Below are 17,167 nucleotides of genomic sequence, written 5' to 3' on the forward strand. Positions count from 1 at the left end.
CTTCGTTCCAGTCGCAATCTCGTCAAGCCGCCTTGTGGGCAGATCAACACGGTGGAGGCCGAGGGCGTATCGGCGCAGGCACCGGGAGCTCGTCGTTTCAGAGCCCCTGATTAGCGGGAGCGGGGCCATCATGCTCTGGAAAAAATCCGTCGTCAAACGTTTTGTAGTGTTTTTTCAAGACTACTACACGAAGGTCTAAGAGTGACCGGATGGTCTTGTCTGGTCGAGATGTTTCCGTTTGCATCGAAAATGCCCGCAAAAGCCCGCGCCCCGCGGCTTTGCCGGAGCGGGAGGCAATTCGCGCTGGAAAGAGCGCCGTCGGTCAGTCGAGGGTTTCGACTTTCAGGCGCAGGCTGGTGTCGTCGCGTCCCTGGGTCGAGTAGCGACGCACGAAGCCGTGCTGGTCGGCCTGGTTCTGTTCGCTGACGCCGCCCAGGGTGATCCACTCGCCGAGCTTGCCGCTGACCCGGGTGTCGGTGCTCTGGGTATCGATGACGCCGGGATGGCTCTGGCTGAGGCGGTCATTGCTGGAGCTGATGGTGACGTGCACCAGGTTGCCGGTCAGCGTCGCGGTGACGTAGAAGCCGCGGTTGACGTTGCGGTATTCGGTCTGGCTGTAGATCTGCCCGTAGGGACCGGTGGCGGTGCTGGTGATGGGGACGCTCTGGCCGACCTGGATCAGCGCCGGGTAGCCCTCGGTGGCCTGGACCTGCTGGCTGCCGCCGGAACGGCTGTCGGTGGAGCGACGGATGATGCGGACTCGATCCTTGCCGTTGACCTCGCCGCGGCCGCTCTGGATCTCGATGTTGCCGGCGCTGGCCGAACCATCCACCGAATAGCCGCGGCTGTCCTGTTGCAGGTTCTCGCTGGTATCCACGGTGATCAGCAGGCGATGCGGGCGCGAGTCGATCTGCTGCAGGACCGATTGCAACTCGCGGATCTTCGCCGGCTCGGCATTGACGATCAACTGGTTGCCATAGGCGGTGACCTTGCCTTCGCTGCCGATGACCGACTGGGCCACCGCCATCACGTCGTCGGCGGTGCGGTAGTTGAGCGGGATCACTTCGGTGCGCGGGGCGGCCGAGGCACCGAGAACGACTGTCGCCAACAGCGAGGAGAGCAGGGTGGTGCGCAACAGGGTCACAGGAGGAAGCTCCGCAGGTCCGGGTCGGAAAGACTGGTGTCCCAGGCCTGCTCGAAGCGGGCCTGGAGTTGACGCACCCGCCCGGCGGCACGGTAGCAGGCGTAGCCCGCCGGTTGCGCCGGTTTCGGGCGCAGCAGCAGGCCCTGGTCGTCGGCCAGGAGGAAGGCGTCATCCTCTTTAGGGTAGTCCGGGTTGAGGCGGCGGATCAGGCAGTTGCTCGACAGGCGGCGCGAAAGGTTGATCAGGCGGTGGCCGTTGCGCACGGCCTGGGCGCTGTCGCCAACGAGGATACGCAGGCGATTGCGTGGATTGGCCAGGAGAAAACGGGTGCAGGCTTCCTGGATGCTGCTGTGGTGATAGAGCCAGCTTTCCAGGTCGGGACTGTGCAGGCAGAGCGAGCGGCGGGCCTGCTGCAGGAGGGCCAGGGCATGGGCGCGGGCTTCCTGCGGATGCTCGAAGCGCTCCAGCGGCTCATGTTCGCCGAGGCGGAATGGCGCTGGTTCCCAGCGTTCCGCGGGTGGTGCGGCGCTTGCCGGGTTGCGTACCGCAAAGCGCCCCGGAGAGCTGAATTCGATGGCCGGCAGGTCGGCCGGCGAGGTCTCCGGGGTGTCGCTCATCGGGCCTCAGTCGCTGTCGCGAACCATGTCGACATGGGGCAGGCCGGCATCGAGGAATTCGCCGCTATCGACCTTGAAGCCCAGTCGCTCGTAGAAGGGAATGGCGTAGACCTGCGCGGTCAGCAGTTGGCGCTTCAGGCCGCGTCGCTCGGCTTCCTCGATGGCCGCGCGCATCAGCGCGTCGCCGACCTTCAGGCCGCGCCAGTCCTTGAGTACCGAGACCCTACCGATGTGCCCGTCGCCCAGCAGGCGCGCGGTGCCGATCGCGTATTCGCCTTCATAGGCGAGAAAATGCACGGCTTCGTCGTCTTCGGCGTCCCACTCCAGTTCCGGCGGAACCGACTGTTCGGCAATGAAGACCGCTTCGCGGATGCGGCGCAGCTCGGCATTGTCCTTCTGCCAGTCGGCTACGCGTACGCGGATCTTATTCATCTGCAAACTCCAAACTGCCCTGTTTGACCAACTCCGCCAACAGCTTACGCGCATCGTCATCGGCCAGCCATTGGCCGAGGTTTTCCAGATGCAACGCATCGGCCGAGCAGACCAGCTTCAGCAGTTCCTTGAGCTGCCCGGGCAGGAGTACGCTCTGGCCGCTGGCGAACAGCACCAGGCCGATGTCGATCTCGCTCCAGGCCAGGCGGGCGCTGGGGTTGCGCACCAGCAGCGCGCCATCCTCGAGGGCGCCGAATAGCTCCTCTTCGGGGATATCCTCGCCGGCAACCAGTTCAGGATAGCGCGGCTCGGTCATGAACTGGCCGAACCAGGTCAGCAGCAGGCGCTCGTCGCTCATGTGCTCCTGGATCAGACCCTGCAGGCGCTCCAGAGCGTCGCGCTGGATCTGGTGCGGATCGTCGCCTACCGGTTGCAGGCCGGCATCGGTGTAGCGCTCCTCGTCGGAGAGGAACTGGCCGAGGAAGTCGGTGAAATGGGTCAGCACTTCGGCGGCGCTGGGCGCGCGGAAGCCGATCGAGTAGGTCATGCACTCGTCTTCGGCAATGCCGTAGTGGGCGAGGCGCGGGGGCAGGTAGAGCATGTCGCCGGGCTCCAGGACCCACTCGTCGCTCTGTTCGAAGTCGGCGAGGATGCGCAGGTCGGCGTGCTCGCGCAGCGGGCTGTCGCTGCTGCACATCTGTCCGACTTTCCAGCGCCGGCGTCCGTGGCCCTGAAGCAGGAATACGTCGTAGTTGTCGAAGTGCGGACCGACGCCGCCGCCGGGAGCGGCGTAGCTGATCATCACGTCGTCGATCCGCCAGCTGGGCAGGAAGCGGAATTGCTCCAGCAGTTGGGCGACTTCCGGGACGAACTGGTCTACCGCCTGCACCAGCAGGGTCCAGTCCTGTTCCGGCAGGTGCTGGTAGTCCTCCTCCTGGAACGGGCCACGGCGCATTTCCCACGGGGTTTTCCCGTGTTCGAGGACGATGCGCGATTCCACCGATTCCTCCAGCGACAGCCCGGCCAGCTCGTCGGCGGACAGCGGGCTTTCGAAGTCCGGGATCGCCTGGCGGACCAGCAGCGGTTTGCGCTGCCAGTAGTCGCGGAGGAATTCGGCAGCGGTCAGTCCGCCCAGAAGTTGCAGGGGAGTATCAGCATTCATGGTTAAGTCCTTGAAACAAAAACGCCCGGCGCAGCCGGGCGTGCAAAAGGGTTGCGTGCTCAGATGCGCTTGGCCTGGGCGGCGGCATTGCCGACGTAGCCGGCCGGGGTCAGCTTCTTCAGCTCGACCTTGGCCTCGGCGGGAATCGCCAGCTCTTCGATGAAAGTCTGCAAGGCTTCGGCGCTGATGCCTTTGCCGCGGGTCAGTTCCTTCAGCTTTTCGTAGGGGTTTTCCACGCCATAGCGACGCATCACGGTCTGCACCGGCTCGGCGAGGACTTCCCAGCAGGCGTCCAGGTCTTCGGCGATGCGTTGGGCGTTCAGCTCCAGCTTGCCGATGCCCTTCAGGCTGGCCTCGTAGGCGATGACGCTGTGGGCGATGCCGACGCCGAGGTTGCGCAGCACGGTGGAGTCGGTCAGGTCGCGCTGCCAGCGCGAGATCGGCAGCTTGCTGGCCAGGTGCTGGAATAGCGCGTTGGCGATGCCGAGGTTACCCTCGGAGTTCTCGAAGTCGATCGGGTTGACCTTGTGCGGCATGGTCGAGGAGCCGATCTCGCCGGCCACGGTCTTCTGCTTGAAGTAGCCGAGGGAGATGTAGCCCCAGACGTCGCGGTCGAAGTCGATGAGGATGGTGTTGAAGCGGGCGATCGCATCGAACAGCTCGGCGATGTAGTCGTGCGGCTCGATCTGAGTGGTGTAGGGGTTGAAGGTCAGGCCGAGGTCGCCTTCGATGAACTGGCGGGCGTTGGCTTCCCAGTCGACTTCGGGATAGGCGGACAGGTGGGCGTTGTAGTTGCCCACGGCGCCGTTGATCTTGCCCAGCAACTCGATGCCGGCGACCTGCTTGATCTGCCGCTCCAGGCGGTAGACGACGTTGGCCAGTTCCTTGCCCAGGGTGGTCGGCGAGGCGGGCTGGCCGTGGGTGCGGGAGAGCATCGGCACGTCGGCGAATTTCACCGCCAGTTCGCGGATGGCCTCGGCGATCTGGCGCATCAGCGGCAGCAGCACGCTGTCGCGACCCTCGCGGAGCATCAGGGCGTGGGACAGATTGTTGATGTCCTCGGAGGTGCAGGCGAAGTGGATGAACTCGCTGACCGCGGCCAGCTCCGGGAGCTTGGCGGCCTGTTCCTTGAGCAGGTACTCCACGGCTTTCACGTCGTGGTTGGTGGTGCGCTCGATTTCCTTGATGCGTTCGGCGTGTTCCAGCTGGAAGTCGCTGGCCAGGCTGTCGAGCAGGGCGTTGGCTTCGGCGGAGAACGGCGCGACCTCGGGAATCCCGGCGTGGGCGGCGAGGCGCTGCAGCCAGCGGACTTCCACCATGACGCGGAAACGGATCAGGCCGTATTCGCTGAAGATCGGACGCAGGCTGCTGGTTTTGCCGGCATAGCGGCCATCGACGGGGGATACCGCGGTGAGCGAGGAAAGCTGCATGAGACGTTCTCGTGGCTGGAAGTCAACGAAAAAGGGGCGCATATCATACATGAAAGGTGCGCCCCGGTGGGGCATTCAGCGGGGCCTTTCGGCGGGGCGGTTGCCCAGCAGGGGGATCAGGCTGGCGGCGAAGATCAGGGCGGCGCCGAGCAGCGACGTGTGGCTGGGCAGTTCGTCCCAGCGCAGCCAGGCGATCACCCCGGCGAAAACGATGGCCATGTAGGCGATCGGTCCGATCACTCCCGGGGAGGCCAGGGCATAGGCCTGCGACATGGTCAGTTGGCCGAGGCTGGCGAACAGTCCGGCGCCGAGCAGCAGGAGCAGTTCCTGGCCGTTCAGCGGCTGCCAGGCCCAGGCCAGCGGCACGGCGGAGAACAGGGTGCCGAACAGGGCGAAGTAGAACACGATGCGATAGGCTGGCTCGCTGTCGCTCATTTCGCGGATCGAGACGAAGGCGCAGGCAGCCATCAGGCTGGAGGCGATGCCGACCAGGGCGATCGGCGCCACTACCGCGCCGCTGGGCCTGGCCACCAGCAGCACGCCGAGGAAGCCGACCAGGGTGGCGACCATCATGCGGCGGGTCAGCGGCTCCTTGATCCACAGGTGTGCGATCAGCGGCGTGAACACCGGCGCGGCATAGCTGAACAGCATGGCGTCGGTCAGCGGCAGGTGGGCGAGGGCGTAGAAGTAGCAGTACATGCCGCCCAGGCCGTAGGTGGTGCGCAGCAGGTGCGATAGCGGGCGGCGGGTGCGCAGCGGGCCGATGCCGCGAGTCAGCGCCAGGGGCAGGAAGAACAGCACGCCGACGAGGTTGCGGAAGAACACCACGGTTTCGTTGTTGACGGTGCTGGAGGCCTCGCGGATCAGGCCGCCCATCAGGGCGAAGAACAGCGCCGAAAGAGCCAGCATGGCGGCGCCCTGGGTCGGGCTGTTGCGCCGTTGCGGCTGGCTCCCGGCCATGGCCATGGCTAGCCGCGCAGCAGGGGATAGAGTTCGTTGAGCAGCCGGCGCCGGCTGAATACCATCTGCCAGCGGCTGCCGCCCAGTTGCCGCCAGAGCCGCGCCGAGCGGATGCCGGCGAGCAGCAGGGCGCGGATCCGCGCGGCGTTGCTGCTGACCTGCAGGTGGCGCATGTCGCCGTGTACCTGGATGCGCTGGCGGAAGGTGCTGAGGGTGTCCTGGTAGATGCTGGCGAACGAGGCGATGACGTTCTCGTGGACCAGGCCGAAGTGCTGGACCTGCTGTTCGACCTGGTCGAGGCGCTGGCCGATCAGGTCGAGCATATCGCCGCGCTTGTCCAGTTGCCGTTCCAGGGTCAGCATCGCCAGGGCGTAGCGCAGCGGTTCGCGCTGCAGGCTGCCGGGCTTGCGCTCCAGGGCGCTGGCCAGGGCTTTGAAGCCGTCGCGCAGGTTGAGGCTGTCGCCACCGTAGACGTCCAGGGTGCTGGCCGGGTTGCGCGCCAGCAGGCTGCCGAGCATGCAGCCCAGCGGGGCTTCGCTGATCTGTCCGGTGCGTGCCAGCTTGTCGACCAGGGCTGCGGATTCGAAGACGGCGCCGAGGGCAATCAGTTGCTGTCGCGGATCGCTCACGGGCGTCCTCCGAAATCCCAGGCTTCCGCCGTTTCGATCACGCCGCCGCCGAGGCAGACGTCGCCGTCGTAGAACACCACCGATTGCCCCGGGGTCACTGCGCGCTGCGGTTCGTCGAACACCGCGCGGTAGCCTTCGGCGATTTTCTCCAGGACGCAGTCCTGGTCGCTCTGCCGGTAGCGCACCTTGGCCCGCAGGCGGCGCGGCCGCTCCAGTTCGACCGGGTTGACCCAGTAGATTCGCGAGGCCAGCAGGGCGCGGGAGAACAGCAGCGGGTGGTCGTTGCCCTGGCCGACCAGCAGCACGTTGCGTTGCAGGTCCTTGCCGAGCACGTACCAGGGATCGTCGCCGGCTTCCTTGAGACCGCCGATGCCGAGGCCCTGGCGCTGGCCGATGGTGTGGTACATCAGGCCGCTGTGGCGACCGATGACCTTGCCTTCGGTGGTCTCGATGTCGCCCGGCTGGGCCGGCAGGTACTGCTTGAGGAAATCGGTGAAGCGTCGCTCGCCAATGAAGCAGATGCCCGTGGAGTCCTTCTTCTTCGCCGTGGCGAGGCCATGCTTCTCGGCGATGGCGCGGACTTCCGGCTTCTCCAGTTCGCCGACGGGGAACAGGCTGCGGGCGATCTGCTCGCCGCCCACCGCGTGCAGGAAGTAGCTCTGGTCCTTGTTCGGGTCCAGGCCCTTGAGCAGCTCGGTGCGCCCGTCGCGGTCGCGGCGCCGCACATAGTGGCCGGTGGCGATCAGGTCCGCGCCGAGCATCAGCGCGTAGTCGAGGAACGCCTTGAACTTGATTTCGCGGTTGCAGAGGATGTCCGGGTTCGGCGTACGGCCGGCCTTGTACTCGGCAAGGAAGTGCTCGAACACGTTATCCCAGTATTCCGCGGCGAAGTTCGCCGTGTGCAGCTTGATGCCGATCCGGTCGCAGACGGCCTGGGCGTCGGCCAGGTCCTCGCGGGCGGTACAGTATTCGGTGCCGTCGTCCTCGTCCCAGTTCTTCATGAACAGGCCTTCGACCTGATAGCCCTGCTGCAACAGGAGCAGGGCGGAGACGGACGAGTCGACGCCGCCGGACATGCCGACGATCACGCGCTCGCGGCGTGGGGTGGGGGCGGATTCAGACATAGCGATCAGGCGTCACGGGCGAATTCGTAAAACGCGGATTCTATCAGGCCTGGGGCAGGGAGGGCGACACGTGGGTGTCGCGGATCAGCGCCAGGGGATAGCGGCCGCCGGCCAGGTAGTCGTCGATGCAGCGCAGCACCAGGTGGCTGCGCCAGCGCTGCGGCTGGGCGGCCAGTTCGTCGCGGGTCAGCCAGCGCGGGCCGATGATGCCGTCGTCGAGGGCGCGTTCGGGGTGGTGGCGCACGGGGCGGGCGGCGAAGCATACGCGCTGATAGGTGACACCGTTGGACGGCGCGGTGTACAGGTAGATGCCGGTGACGGCGCTCAGCTCGACCTCCCAGCCGGTTTCCTCGAGGGTTTCGCGCAGGGCGGCCTCGAGCAGGCTTTCGGCGGGCTCCAGGTGCCCGGCGGGCTGGTTCAGCACCTCGCGGCCGTCGGCCTGTTCCTCGACCAGCAGGAAGCGGCCCTGGTCCTCGACGATGGTCGCTACGGTGACATGGGGATGCCAGCTCATGGATGTCTCCTCGGTACGGAAAAGGCCTCGATAAAAAGAAACCCCGAGCGTAGGCCCGGGGTTTCTGCTTCGTCAGCGTGACGCTATCAGGCCAGGCTGTCGATCGCCGCGTTGAAGGTGGCGCTGGGGCGCATCACCTTGCTGGTCAGCTCCGGGTTGGAGCGATAGTAGCCGCCGATCTCGGCCGGCTTGCCCTGGACCGCATTGAGTTCGGCGACGATGGTCGCTTCCTGCTCGGTCAGGGCCTTGGCCAGCGGTGCGAAGTGCGCTTTCAGTTCGGCGTCTTCGTCCTGGGCGGCCAGGGCCTGGGCCCAGTACATCGCCAGGTAGAAGTGGCTGCCGCGGTTGTCGATGTCGCCGACCTTGCGCGACGGCGACTTGTTGTTGTCCAGCAGCTTGCCGGTGGCTTCGTCCAGCGCCTTGCCGAGCAGCTTGGCCTTGGCGTTGCCGGTCTTGATCCCGGTTTCCTCCAGGGACACGGCCAGGGCCAGGAACTCGCCCAGGGAGTCCCAGCGCAGGTAGTTCTCTTCCACCAGTTGCTGGACGTGCTTGGGTGCCGAGCCGCCGGCGCCGGTTTCGTACATGCCGCCGCCCGCCATCAGCGGAACGATGGAGAGCATCTTGGCCGAGGTGCCCAGTTCCATGATCGGGAACAGGTCGGTCAGGTAGTCGCGCAGGACGTTGCCAGTCACCGAGATGGTGTCCTTGCCGCGGATCAGGCGTTCCATGCTGACGCGAATGGCCTCGTTGTAGCCCATGATGCTGATGTCGAGACCGGTCAGGTCGTGGTCCTTGAGGTACAGTTCGACCTTCTTGCGCAGTTCGCGGTCGTGGGCGCGCTCCGGGTCCAGCCAGAAGATCGCCGGGGTATCGGACTGGCGTGCGCGGGTGACGGCCAGCTTGACCCAGTCGCGGATCGGTGCGTCCTTGGTCTGGCAGGCGCGCCAGATGTCGCCGGTCTCCACGTCGTGCTGCATCAGCACGCTGCCGTCGGCCAGGACCACGCGCATGGTGCCGTCGGCGGTCATTTCGAAGGTCTTGTCGTGGGAGCCGTATTCCTCGGCCTTCTGCGCCATCAGGCCGACGTTCGGCACGCTGCCCATGGTGGTCGGGTCGAAGGCGCCGTTGGTCTTGCAGAAGTTGATCATCTCCTGGTAGATGCGGGCGTAGGTGCTTTCCGGCATTACCGCCTTGGTGTCTTTCTGCTTGCCGTCCTTGCCCCACATCTGGCCGGAGTTGCGGATCATCGCCGGCATCGAGGCGTCGACGATGACGTCGCTCGGAATGTGCAGGTTGGTGATGCCTTTCACGGAGTCGACCATCGCCATTTCCGGGCGGTGGCTGTACACCTCGTGGATGTCGTGGAGGATCTCTTCCTGCTGGGAGGCGGGCAGCGACTTGATCTTGTCGTAGACGCTGGAGATACCGTTGTTCGGGTTCACGCCGAGCTCTTCGAAGAGTTGGCCCCACTTGTCGAAGACGTCCTTGTAGTAGACGCTCACCGCATGTCCGAAGACGATCGGGTGGGAAATCTTCATCATGGTCGCCTTGACGTGCAGGGACCACATGACGCCGGTTTCCTTGCAGTCCTGCAGGGTCTTCTCGAAGAAGTCGCGCAGCTTGCCGCAGCTCATGAACATGCTGTCGAGCACTTCGCCTTCCTGCAGGCTCAGTTGCTTCTTGACCTCGACCTTGCCGTCCTTGCCGACGAATTCGATGCGCACGTCACCGGCCTTGGCCATGGTGATGGACTGTTCGCTGGAGAAGAAGTCGCCGCCGCGCATGTAGTCGGCGTGGGAGCGCGAGGCCATGCTCCACTTGCCCATGGAGTGCGGGTGCTTGCGGGCGTAGGCCTTCACTGCGGCAGGCGCGCGACGGTCGGAATTGCCTTCGCGCAGGACCGGGTTCACGGCGCTGCCGAGGATCTTCGCGTAGCGTGCGCGAACCTCTTTCTCTTCGTCGGTCTGCGGGTCTTCCGGGAAGTCGGGAAGCTTGTAGCCCAGGCCCTGCAGCTCGGCGATCGCGCCTTTCAGCTGGGGCACCGAGGCGCTGATGTTGGGCAGCTTGATGATATTGGCGTCGGGCGAGGTGGCCAGGACCGCCAGGCGGGCGAGGTCGTCTTCGATACGCTGGTCGGCTTCGAGGCGGTCGGCGAAGTTGGCCAGGATGCGTCCTGCAAGAGAGATGTCGCTGGTCTCGACGTCGATGCCGGCGGAAGCGGCAAAGGCCTTGACGATGGGGAGGAGCGAGTAGGTGGCGAGCGCGGGTGCTTCGTCGGTGAAGGTGTAGGTGATCTTCGAGCGGATGGACATCTACGGTAACTCTCTTTTTTGCTGGGCGCGCACAGAGTCTCGATACGCGTTGGTGGACGCGATGCCTTCGCTCAACATCGGGTTGAATCGAAATCGAGATATGCCGCGGGATATAGGGGCGCCAGTAGAGCGTTGTACGGCGGGTTCATGGTGGCGAACCCGACGCTGCGAGGGGAGAGGGTCTGGTCCCAGACTGCTCGGACCTCGATGACTGCGAAGTCATGGCGCGCAGTATACCACCCTCTCGCCGGGCTGATGCGCTCGCCTGTTTAGACTAAGGAAGATGTGGTTTCCGGGCGGACAACTGGGCTACCCTAGAAGGCTGCAACAGGGTTTTAACCACAACACGGAGTTCAGCATGGGATACCAAAAGATCCAGGTGCCGGCGACCGGTGACAAAATCACTGTGAATGCCGACATGTCCTTGAGCGTACCGAAGAACCCGATCATCCCGTTCATCGAGGGTGATGGCATCGGCGTCGATATCAGCCCGGTCATGATCAAGGTTGTCGACGCTGCAGTGGAAAAAGCATACAAGGGCGAGCGCAAGATCGCCTGGATGGAAGTCTACGCCGGCGAGAAGGCCACCCAGGTCTATGACCAGGACACCTGGCTGCCCCAGGAAACCCTGGACGCCGTACGCGACTACGTGGTTTCCATCAAGGGCCCGCTGACCCCCCCGGTCGGTGGCGGCATCCGCTCCCTGAACGTGGCCCTGCGCCAGCAACTCGATCTCTACGTCTGCCAGCGCCCGGTACGCTGGTTCGAAGGCGTGCCCAGCCCGGTGAAGAAGCCCGGCGACGTGGACATGGTGATCTTCCGCGAGAACTCCGAGGACATCTATGCCGGCGTCGAGTGGAAGGCCGGTTCGCCGGAAGCGGAGAAGGTCATCAAGTTCCTCACCGAGGAAATGGGCGTCAAGAAGATCCGCTTCACCGAGAACTGCGGCATCGGCATCAAGCCGGTTTCCCAGGAAGGCACCAAGCGCCTGGTGCGCAAGGCCCTGCAATACGCCGTCGACAACGACCGCAGTTCGGTGACCCTGGTGCACAAGGGCAACATCATGAAGTTCACCGAGGGTGCCTTCAAGGATTGGGGCTACGAAGTCGCGCGCGATGAATTCGGCGCCGAGCTGCTGGACGGCGGTCCGTGGATGCAGTTCAAGAATCCGAAGACCGGCAAGAACGTCGTGGTCAAGGACGTGATCGCCGACGCCATGTTGCAGCAGATCCTGCTGCGCCCCGCCGAGTACGACGTGATCGCCACCCTGAACCTGAACGGCGACTATCTCTCCGACGCCCTGGCGGCCGAGGTCGGCGGCATCGGCATCGCGCCCGGCGCCAACCTGTCCGATTCGGTGGCCATGTTCGAGGCGACCCACGGCACCGCGCCGAAGTACGCCGGCCAGGACAAGGTCAACCCGGGTTCGCTGATCCTCTCCGCGGAGATGATGCTGCGCCACATGGGTTGGACCGAGGCGGCCGACCTGATCATCAAGGGCACCAACGGGGCGATCGCCGCCAAGACCGTGACCTATGACTTCGAACGCCTGATGGACGGCGCAACCCTGCTGTCCTGCTCGGAGTTCGGCGACGCGATGATTGCCAAGATGTAGGAAGGGCTAGCGCCCGAACGAGAAAAAGGCCGGTTCGCACCGGCCTTTTTCATTTCCGCATCCGCGCTGGGGTCAGGCTTCGATGGGCGTCGCCTGCGGCTCTTCCTGCGGGGCGGGGGCGGAGGGTGCGGCGGTTGTCGCGGTGGCGGGGCTGATGTTGATGGCATGCAGTCCCTTCGGTCCCTGGATGATCTCGAAATTGACCGGCTGGCCCGCCTTGAGTGTCTTGTAACCGTCCATCTGAATGGCCGAGTAATGGGCGAACAGGTCCTCATCTCGGCCCTCGGCCAGGATGAACCCGTAGCCCTTGGCGTTGTTGAACCACTTGACCTTACCGCTGAGCATGCTCATATCCCTCTGCAAAGGACTCCAACGCTGGAGTATCATCCACTACGATCCCGCGTCCGACCTGGGTCGAGACGGGTGCGGAACCCCTGATACCCTGTAGGGGTATTCCATTGTTTGTAACACCCTTTTGCAGTTAGTCAAGGCGCTGAACCATACGCCTGAGAAACGGATCAACATCATGTCGGTCCATAACTTTCCAGAAAGGCAAAGCTTTTTTTCCTCATGCATGCACCTAGCCAGATTCGACTAACATTCAATCAGGACCATCCCGAGCCTCATGAGCACGAGGACGAAGGGGCGGGGCTCGCGGTACAGGAGTCGAAGCCTGTATTACAGCCGCCACCGTTGTATAAGGTGGTACTGTTCAACGACGATTACACGCCGATGAACTTTGTTGTTGAAGTGCTGGAAGTGTTCTTCAACATGGACCGGGAAAAAGCCACCAAGATCATGTTGACGGTACATACTCAGGGTAAGGCGGTCTGCGGCTTGTTTACCCGGGACGTGGCCGAAACCAAGGCGATGCAGGTCAATCAGTATGCACGGGAGAGCCAGCATCCATTGCTCTGCGAGATAGAGAAAGACAGTTGATCGGATGTTTGGGAGCGAGGTGAAGCCATGTTGAATCGAGAGCTCGAAGTCACCCTCAATCTCGCCTTCAAGGAGGCGAGGGCCAAACGCCATGAATTCATGACGGTTGAGCACCTGCTGCTGGCCTTGCTGGACAATGAGGCGGCGGCAACGGTATTGCGTGCGTGCGGTGCCAACCTGGACAAGCTGCGGCGCGACCTGCAGGAATTCATCGATTCCACCACGCCGCTGATCCCGCAGCACGACGACGAGCGCGAAACCCAGCCGACGCTGGGCTTCCAGCGCGTCCTGCAGCGTGCGGTGTTCCACGTGCAGAGTTCCGGCAAGCGCGAAGTGACCGGGGCCAATGTCCTGGTGGCGATCTTCAGCGAACAGGAAAGCCAGGCGGTGTTCCTGCTCAAGCAGCAGAGCATCGCGCGTATCGATGTGGTGAACTACATCGCCCATGGTATCTCCAAGGTGCCCGGGCATGCCGAACATCCGCAGGATGGGGAGCAGGATATGCAGGATGAGGAAGGTGGCGAGTCGGCCACGTCCAACCATCCGCTGGACGCCTATGCCAGCAACCTCAACGAACTGGCTCGCCAGGGGCGGATCGACCCGCTGGTGGGGCGTGAGCATGAAGTCGAGCGGGTGGCGCAGATTCTTGCCCGCCGGCGCAAGAACAACCCGCTGCTGGTAGGCGAGGCGGGGGTCGGCAAGACGGCCATCGCCGAGGGCCTGGCCAAACGCATCGTCGATGGCCAGGTGCCGGACCTGCTGGCCGACAGCGTGGTCTACTCCCTCGACCTGGGTGCCTTGCTCGCGGGTACCAAGTACCGCGGCGACTTCGAGAAGCGCTTCAAGGCCTTGCTCAACGAGTTGCGCAAGCGCCCGCACGCGGTGCTGTTCATCGACGAGATCCATACCATCATTGGCGCCGGTGCGGCATCCGGCGGGGTAATGGACGCCTCCAACCTGCTCAAGCCGGTTCTGTCCTCGGGCGAGATCCGCTGCATCGGCTCGACCACCTTCCAGGAGTTCCGCGGCATCTTCGAGAAGGACCGGGCCTTGGCGCGGCGCTTCCAGAAGGTCGACGTGACCGAGCCGTCGGTGGAAGACACCTATGGCATCCTCAAGGGCCTCAAGGGGCGCTTCGAGCAGCATCACCACATCGAGTACAGCGACGAGGCGCTGCGCGCCGCGGCCGAGCTGGCGGCGCGCTACATCAACGACCGGCACATGCCGGACAAGGCCATCGACGTCATCGACGAGGCGGGCGCCTACCAGCGCCTGCAGCCGGAAGAGAAGCGCGTGAAGCGCATCGAGGTGGCGCAGGTCGAGGATATCGTGGCGAAGATCGCGCGGATCCCGCCGAAACACGTCACCACCTCCGACAAGGAGTTGCTGCGCAACCTCGAACGCGACCTCAAGCTGACCGTGTTCGGCCAGGACGACGCCATCGAGTCGCTGTCCACGGCGATCAAGCTGTCCCGGGCCGGGCTAAAGGCGCCGGACAAGCCGGTCGGCTCGTTCCTCTTCGCCGGTCCCACCGGCGTGGGCAAGACCGAGGTGGCGCGGCAGTTGGCGAAGGCCTTGGGCGTGGAGCTGGTGCGCTTCGACATGTCCGAGTACATGGAGCGGCATACCGTGTCGCGGCTGATCGGTGCGCCTCCGGGCTACGTCGGCTTCGACCAGGGCGGCCTGCTCACCGAGGCGATCACCAAGACCCCGCACTGCGTGTTGCTGCTCGACGAGATCGAGAAGGCTCACCCGGAGGTCTTCAACCTGCTGCTGCAGGTGATGGACCACGGCACCCTGACCGACAACAACGGGCGCAAGGCGGACTTCCGCAACATCATCCTGATCATGACCACCAACGCCGGCGCGGAAGTGGCGGCGCGCGCGTCGATCGGCTTCAACCAGCAGGATCACACCACCGATGCGATGGAAGTGATCAAGAAGAGCTTCACCCCGGAGTTCCGCAACCGCCTGGATACCATCATCCAGTTCGGCCGCCTGAGCACCGAGACGATCAAGAGCGTGGTCGACAAGTTCCTCACCGAGCTGCAGGCGCAGCTGGAGGACAAGCGCGTCCAGCTCGAGGTCAGCGATGCGGCGCGCGGCTGGCTGGCGGAGAAGGGCTACGACGTGCAGATGGGTGCGCGACCGATGGCGCGGCTTATCCAGGACAAGATCAAGCGGCCGTTGGCCGAGGAGATCCTGTTCGGCGAGCTGGCCGAGCATGGCGGCCTGGTGCATGTCGACCTGAAGGGCGACGAGCTGGCCTTCGAGTTCGAGATCACGGCGGCGGAGCCCGCCTGATCCGAGCGCGGCAACGAAAACGCCCGGCAGATGCCGGGCGTTTTCTTTTGCAATCGGCGAGCCGCAGCGGCTCGTGTCGACTCAGCGGGCGCGGTAGGTGATGCGGCCCTTGCTCAGGTCGTAGGGCGTCAGTTCCACGCGGACCTTGTCGCCGGTGAGGATGCGGATGTAGTTCTTGCGCATTTTGCCGGAGATGTGCGCGGTGACGACGTGCCCATTTTCCAACTCCACACGGAACATGGTGTTGGGCAGGGTGTCGACGACAGTACCTTCCATTTCGAAGCTGTCTTCTTTCGACATGCAGTAGAGCCCTCGGTATCTATGGGTGGCCCTTTCAATGAGAGGTGGGCCGTGAAAAGCGGCGTGCATTGTGCCAGAAAATCGACAATAGCGCCACACGGCTATCAGGTGAGGGCGACCCAGCGCTGGTTGACGAACAGTTCGATGGGGCGGTACTGGGTCTTGTAGTTCATCTTGCGGCAATTCTTGATCCAGTAGCCCAGGTAGACGGCCTGCAGGCCCAGGCGTTCGGTCTCGGCGATCTGCCAGAGGATCGCGTAGCGTCCCAGGCTGCGCTGCTCTTCGTCGGGATCGTAGAAGGTATAGACGGCCGAGAGTCCGTTCGGCAGCACGTCCGTCACGGCTATGGCCAGCAGGCGGCCATGCAGGCGGAACTCGAAGAAGCAGCAGAAGGGCAGGTCGCGAACTAGGAAGGTGGCGAACTGGTCGCGGCTGGGCGGATACATGTCGCCGTCGGCGTGGCGTTGCTCGATGTAGCGCCGATACAGGTCGTAGTACTCCTCGTTGAAGCTCGGTCGCTTGCGGATCACCTGCAGTTCCGCATTGCGCTTGAGGATGCGCCGCTGCTGGCGGTTCGGGCTGAAGCCGGCGACCGGTATGCGCGCGGCGATGCAGGCGGTGCAATGCTGGCAGTGCGGACGATAGAGATGGTCGCCGCTGCGGCGGAAGCCGACCTCCGACAGCGAGGCGTACAGCTGCGTGTCCATGGGCTGGCTGGGATCGAGGAACAGGGTGGTTGCCTGCTCCTCGGGCAGGTAGCTGCACGGGTGCGGTTGCGTCGCGTAGAACTTCAGTCGGGCGAGTTCGGTCATGGTGAACTCCAGCAGGGACCCATAAGCAAGTTTATGCCAGGCACGGAAACTCGCCTAAAAATCCAGGTCGCCGGTAGGAGGCTGGTCGCGATAGCGTTGCAGGTAGTCGGCGAATTCCCCCCGGCTGATGGCGCGGGCGCCCAGGCTGTGCAGGTGGCGGGTCGGCATCTGGCAGTCGATGAGGACGAAGCCGGCGTCGCGCAGATGGCGGACCAGCGTGACGAAGCCGACCTTGGAAGCGTTGTCGGCGCGGCTGAACATCGATTCGCCGAAGAACAGCCTGCCCATGGCCAGGCCGTAGAGGCCGCCGACCAGTTGTCGCTCCTGCCAGACTTCCACGGAGTGGGCGATGCCGCGCAGGTGCAGCTCCTGGTAGGCCAGTTGCATCGGCGTGGTGATCCAGGTGCCGTCGGCGTAGTCACGCGGCGCGGCACAAGCCTGGATCACCGCCCGGAAGTCACGGTTGAAAGTGACTTCGAAGCGTTGCTGGCGCAGGCACTTGGCCAGGCTGCGGGAAACGTGCAGTTCGTCGGGGAACAGGACGGTGCGCGGGTCGGGCGACCACCAGAGGATCGGCTGGCCATCCTGGTACCAGGGGAAGCAGCCGTGGCGATAGGCTGCGACCAGGCGTTGCGGATTGAGGTCGCCGCCGGCCGCGAGCAGCCCGTTGGGCTCCTGCAGGGCCTTGTCGAGGGGCGGAAAGTCGAAGTCGGTGCGGGAAAGCCAGGTCAGCATGGCGGGGTAGGGGAGGGCGGGCCTCCCCCGGGTCCGATCAATGGTCGTCGAGGTATTTTTCGGCATCCAGCGCGGCCATGCAGCCGGCGCCGGCGGAAGTGATGGCCTGGCGGTAGACGTGGTCGGCCACGTCGCCGG

General features: G+C 64.4%; 17 protein-coding genes and 1 pseudogene. 3 read left to right on the top strand and 15 right to left on the bottom strand.

Translation table 11 applies throughout. The features are described from left to right. Positions 1-322: 322 nt before the first annotated feature. The 10 genes from HMPREF2716_RS16870 to HMPREF2716_RS16915 form a co-directional block, all read right to left on the bottom strand. Positions 323-1,144, bottom strand: coding sequence for a secretin N-terminal domain-containing protein (locus HMPREF2716_RS16870; RefSeq protein WP_003108752.1), 822 nt, complete (start codon positions 1,142-1,144; stop codon positions 323-325). Next, positions 1,141-1,761: a DUF7931 domain-containing protein gene (locus HMPREF2716_RS16875; RefSeq protein WP_003122605.1), complete on the bottom strand. Its 621-nt coding sequence runs from the start codon at positions 1,759-1,761 to the stop codon at positions 1,141-1,143. Before HMPREF2716_RS16875 ends, HMPREF2716_RS16870 begins: the two co-directional genes overlap by 4 nt. Before the next feature lie 6 nt (positions 1,762-1,767). Further along, on the bottom strand, positions 1,768-2,193 hold the full coding sequence (locus HMPREF2716_RS16880) for a GNAT family N-acetyltransferase (protein ID WP_003090444.1): 426 nt from the start codon (positions 2,191-2,193) through the stop codon (positions 1,768-1,770). Continuing rightward, positions 2,186-3,355, bottom strand: coding sequence for a ribosomal protein uL16 3-hydroxylase (locus HMPREF2716_RS16885; RefSeq protein ID WP_003090443.1), 1,170 nt, complete (start codon positions 3,353-3,355; stop codon positions 2,186-2,188). The genes HMPREF2716_RS16880 and HMPREF2716_RS16885 overlap by 8 nt, the downstream gene beginning before the upstream one ends. A 59-nt stretch (positions 3,356-3,414) precedes the next feature. Continuing rightward, positions 3,415-4,785: an adenylosuccinate lyase gene (purB, locus tag HMPREF2716_RS16890; RefSeq protein WP_003090442.1), complete on the bottom strand. Its 1,371-nt coding sequence runs from the start codon at positions 4,783-4,785 to the stop codon at positions 3,415-3,417. Positions 4,786-4,860: 75 nt separating this feature from the next. Further along, positions 4,861-5,751 carry a DMT family transporter gene (locus HMPREF2716_RS16895; RefSeq protein ID WP_003097658.1) on the bottom strand — a complete coding sequence of 297 codons (891 nt, stop codon included), beginning with the start codon at positions 5,749-5,751 and terminating at the stop codon, positions 4,861-4,863. Positions 5,752-5,753: 2 nt separating this feature from the next. After that, positions 5,754-6,374, bottom strand: a complete 621-nt coding sequence (gene hflD, locus HMPREF2716_RS16900; protein ID WP_003090440.1) for a high frequency lysogenization protein HflD — start codon at positions 6,372-6,374, stop codon at positions 5,754-5,756. Next, entirely contained in the window at positions 6,371-7,498 is a 1,128-nt protein-coding gene (mnmA, locus tag HMPREF2716_RS16905; protein ID WP_003143820.1) for a tRNA 2-thiouridine(34) synthase MnmA, read from the bottom strand. The genes hflD and mnmA overlap by 4 nt, the downstream gene beginning before the upstream one ends. A gap of 43 nt (positions 7,499-7,541) precedes the next feature. After that, positions 7,542-8,012: an NUDIX hydrolase gene (locus HMPREF2716_RS16910; protein WP_003097654.1), complete on the bottom strand. Its 471-nt coding sequence runs from the start codon at positions 8,010-8,012 to the stop codon at positions 7,542-7,544. A gap of 86 nt (positions 8,013-8,098) precedes the next feature. Next, positions 8,099-10,324: an NADP-dependent isocitrate dehydrogenase gene (locus tag HMPREF2716_RS16915; RefSeq protein WP_023084178.1), complete on the bottom strand. Its 2,226-nt coding sequence runs from the start codon at positions 10,322-10,324 to the stop codon at positions 8,099-8,101. Positions 10,325-10,682: 358 nt separating this feature from the next. On the opposite strand from HMPREF2716_RS16915, the gene icd reads away from it, so the two are divergent. Then, a complete protein-coding gene (gene icd / locus HMPREF2716_RS16920) occupies positions 10,683-11,939 on the top strand; it encodes an NADP-dependent isocitrate dehydrogenase (protein ID WP_070621964.1) in 1,257 nt (418 codons plus the stop codon). Positions 11,940-12,011: 72 nt separating this feature from the next. On the opposite strand, the gene cspD is transcribed toward icd, so the two are convergent. After that, on the bottom strand, positions 12,012-12,284 hold the full coding sequence (cspD, locus tag HMPREF2716_RS16925) for a cold shock domain-containing protein CspD (RefSeq protein WP_003090435.1): 273 nt from the start codon (positions 12,282-12,284) through the stop codon (positions 12,012-12,014). Between the two features lie 225 nt (positions 12,285-12,509). Between cspD and clpS the strand changes: the two genes are divergently transcribed. Both clpS and clpA read left to right on the top strand, forming a co-directional pair. Then, positions 12,510-12,878: an ATP-dependent Clp protease adapter ClpS gene (gene clpS / locus HMPREF2716_RS16930; protein WP_070621965.1), complete on the top strand. Its 369-nt coding sequence runs from the start codon at positions 12,510-12,512 to the stop codon at positions 12,876-12,878. A gap of 27 nt (positions 12,879-12,905) precedes the next feature. Further along, positions 12,906-15,182, top strand: a complete 2,277-nt coding sequence (gene clpA, locus HMPREF2716_RS16935; protein ID WP_003090432.1) for an ATP-dependent Clp protease ATP-binding subunit ClpA — start codon at positions 12,906-12,908, stop codon at positions 15,180-15,182. 81 nt (positions 15,183-15,263) lie between these two features. On the opposite strand, the gene infA is transcribed toward clpA, so the two are convergent. From infA to HMPREF2716_RS29435, 4 genes and pseudogenes are all read right to left on the bottom strand, one after another. Beyond that, complete coding sequence (infA, locus tag HMPREF2716_RS16940) at positions 15,264-15,482, bottom strand: translation initiation factor IF-1 (RefSeq protein WP_002553999.1); 219 nt, start codon at positions 15,480-15,482, stop codon at positions 15,264-15,266. Between the two features lie 104 nt (positions 15,483-15,586). Next, positions 15,587-16,294: an arginyltransferase gene (locus tag HMPREF2716_RS16945; RefSeq protein ID WP_003097644.1), complete on the bottom strand. Its 708-nt coding sequence runs from the start codon at positions 16,292-16,294 to the stop codon at positions 15,587-15,589. Positions 16,295-16,348: 54 nt separating this feature from the next. Next, the gene (gene aat, locus HMPREF2716_RS16950; protein ID WP_003108768.1) at positions 16,349-17,029 is read right to left on the bottom strand and encodes a leucyl/phenylalanyl-tRNA--protein transferase; all 681 of its coding nucleotides are present in this window, start codon (positions 17,027-17,029) and stop codon (positions 16,349-16,351) included. Between the two features lie 37 nt (positions 17,030-17,066). Next, positions 17,067-17,167 (bottom strand): annotated as a pseudogene (locus HMPREF2716_RS29435) (thioredoxin-disulfide reductase); the annotation flags it as partial.

It is taken from the genome of Pseudomonas sp. HMSC076A11 (assembly GCF_001810205.1).
GTDB classification, from domain to species: Bacteria; Pseudomonadota; Gammaproteobacteria; order Pseudomonadales; family Pseudomonadaceae; genus Pseudomonas; species Pseudomonas aeruginosa.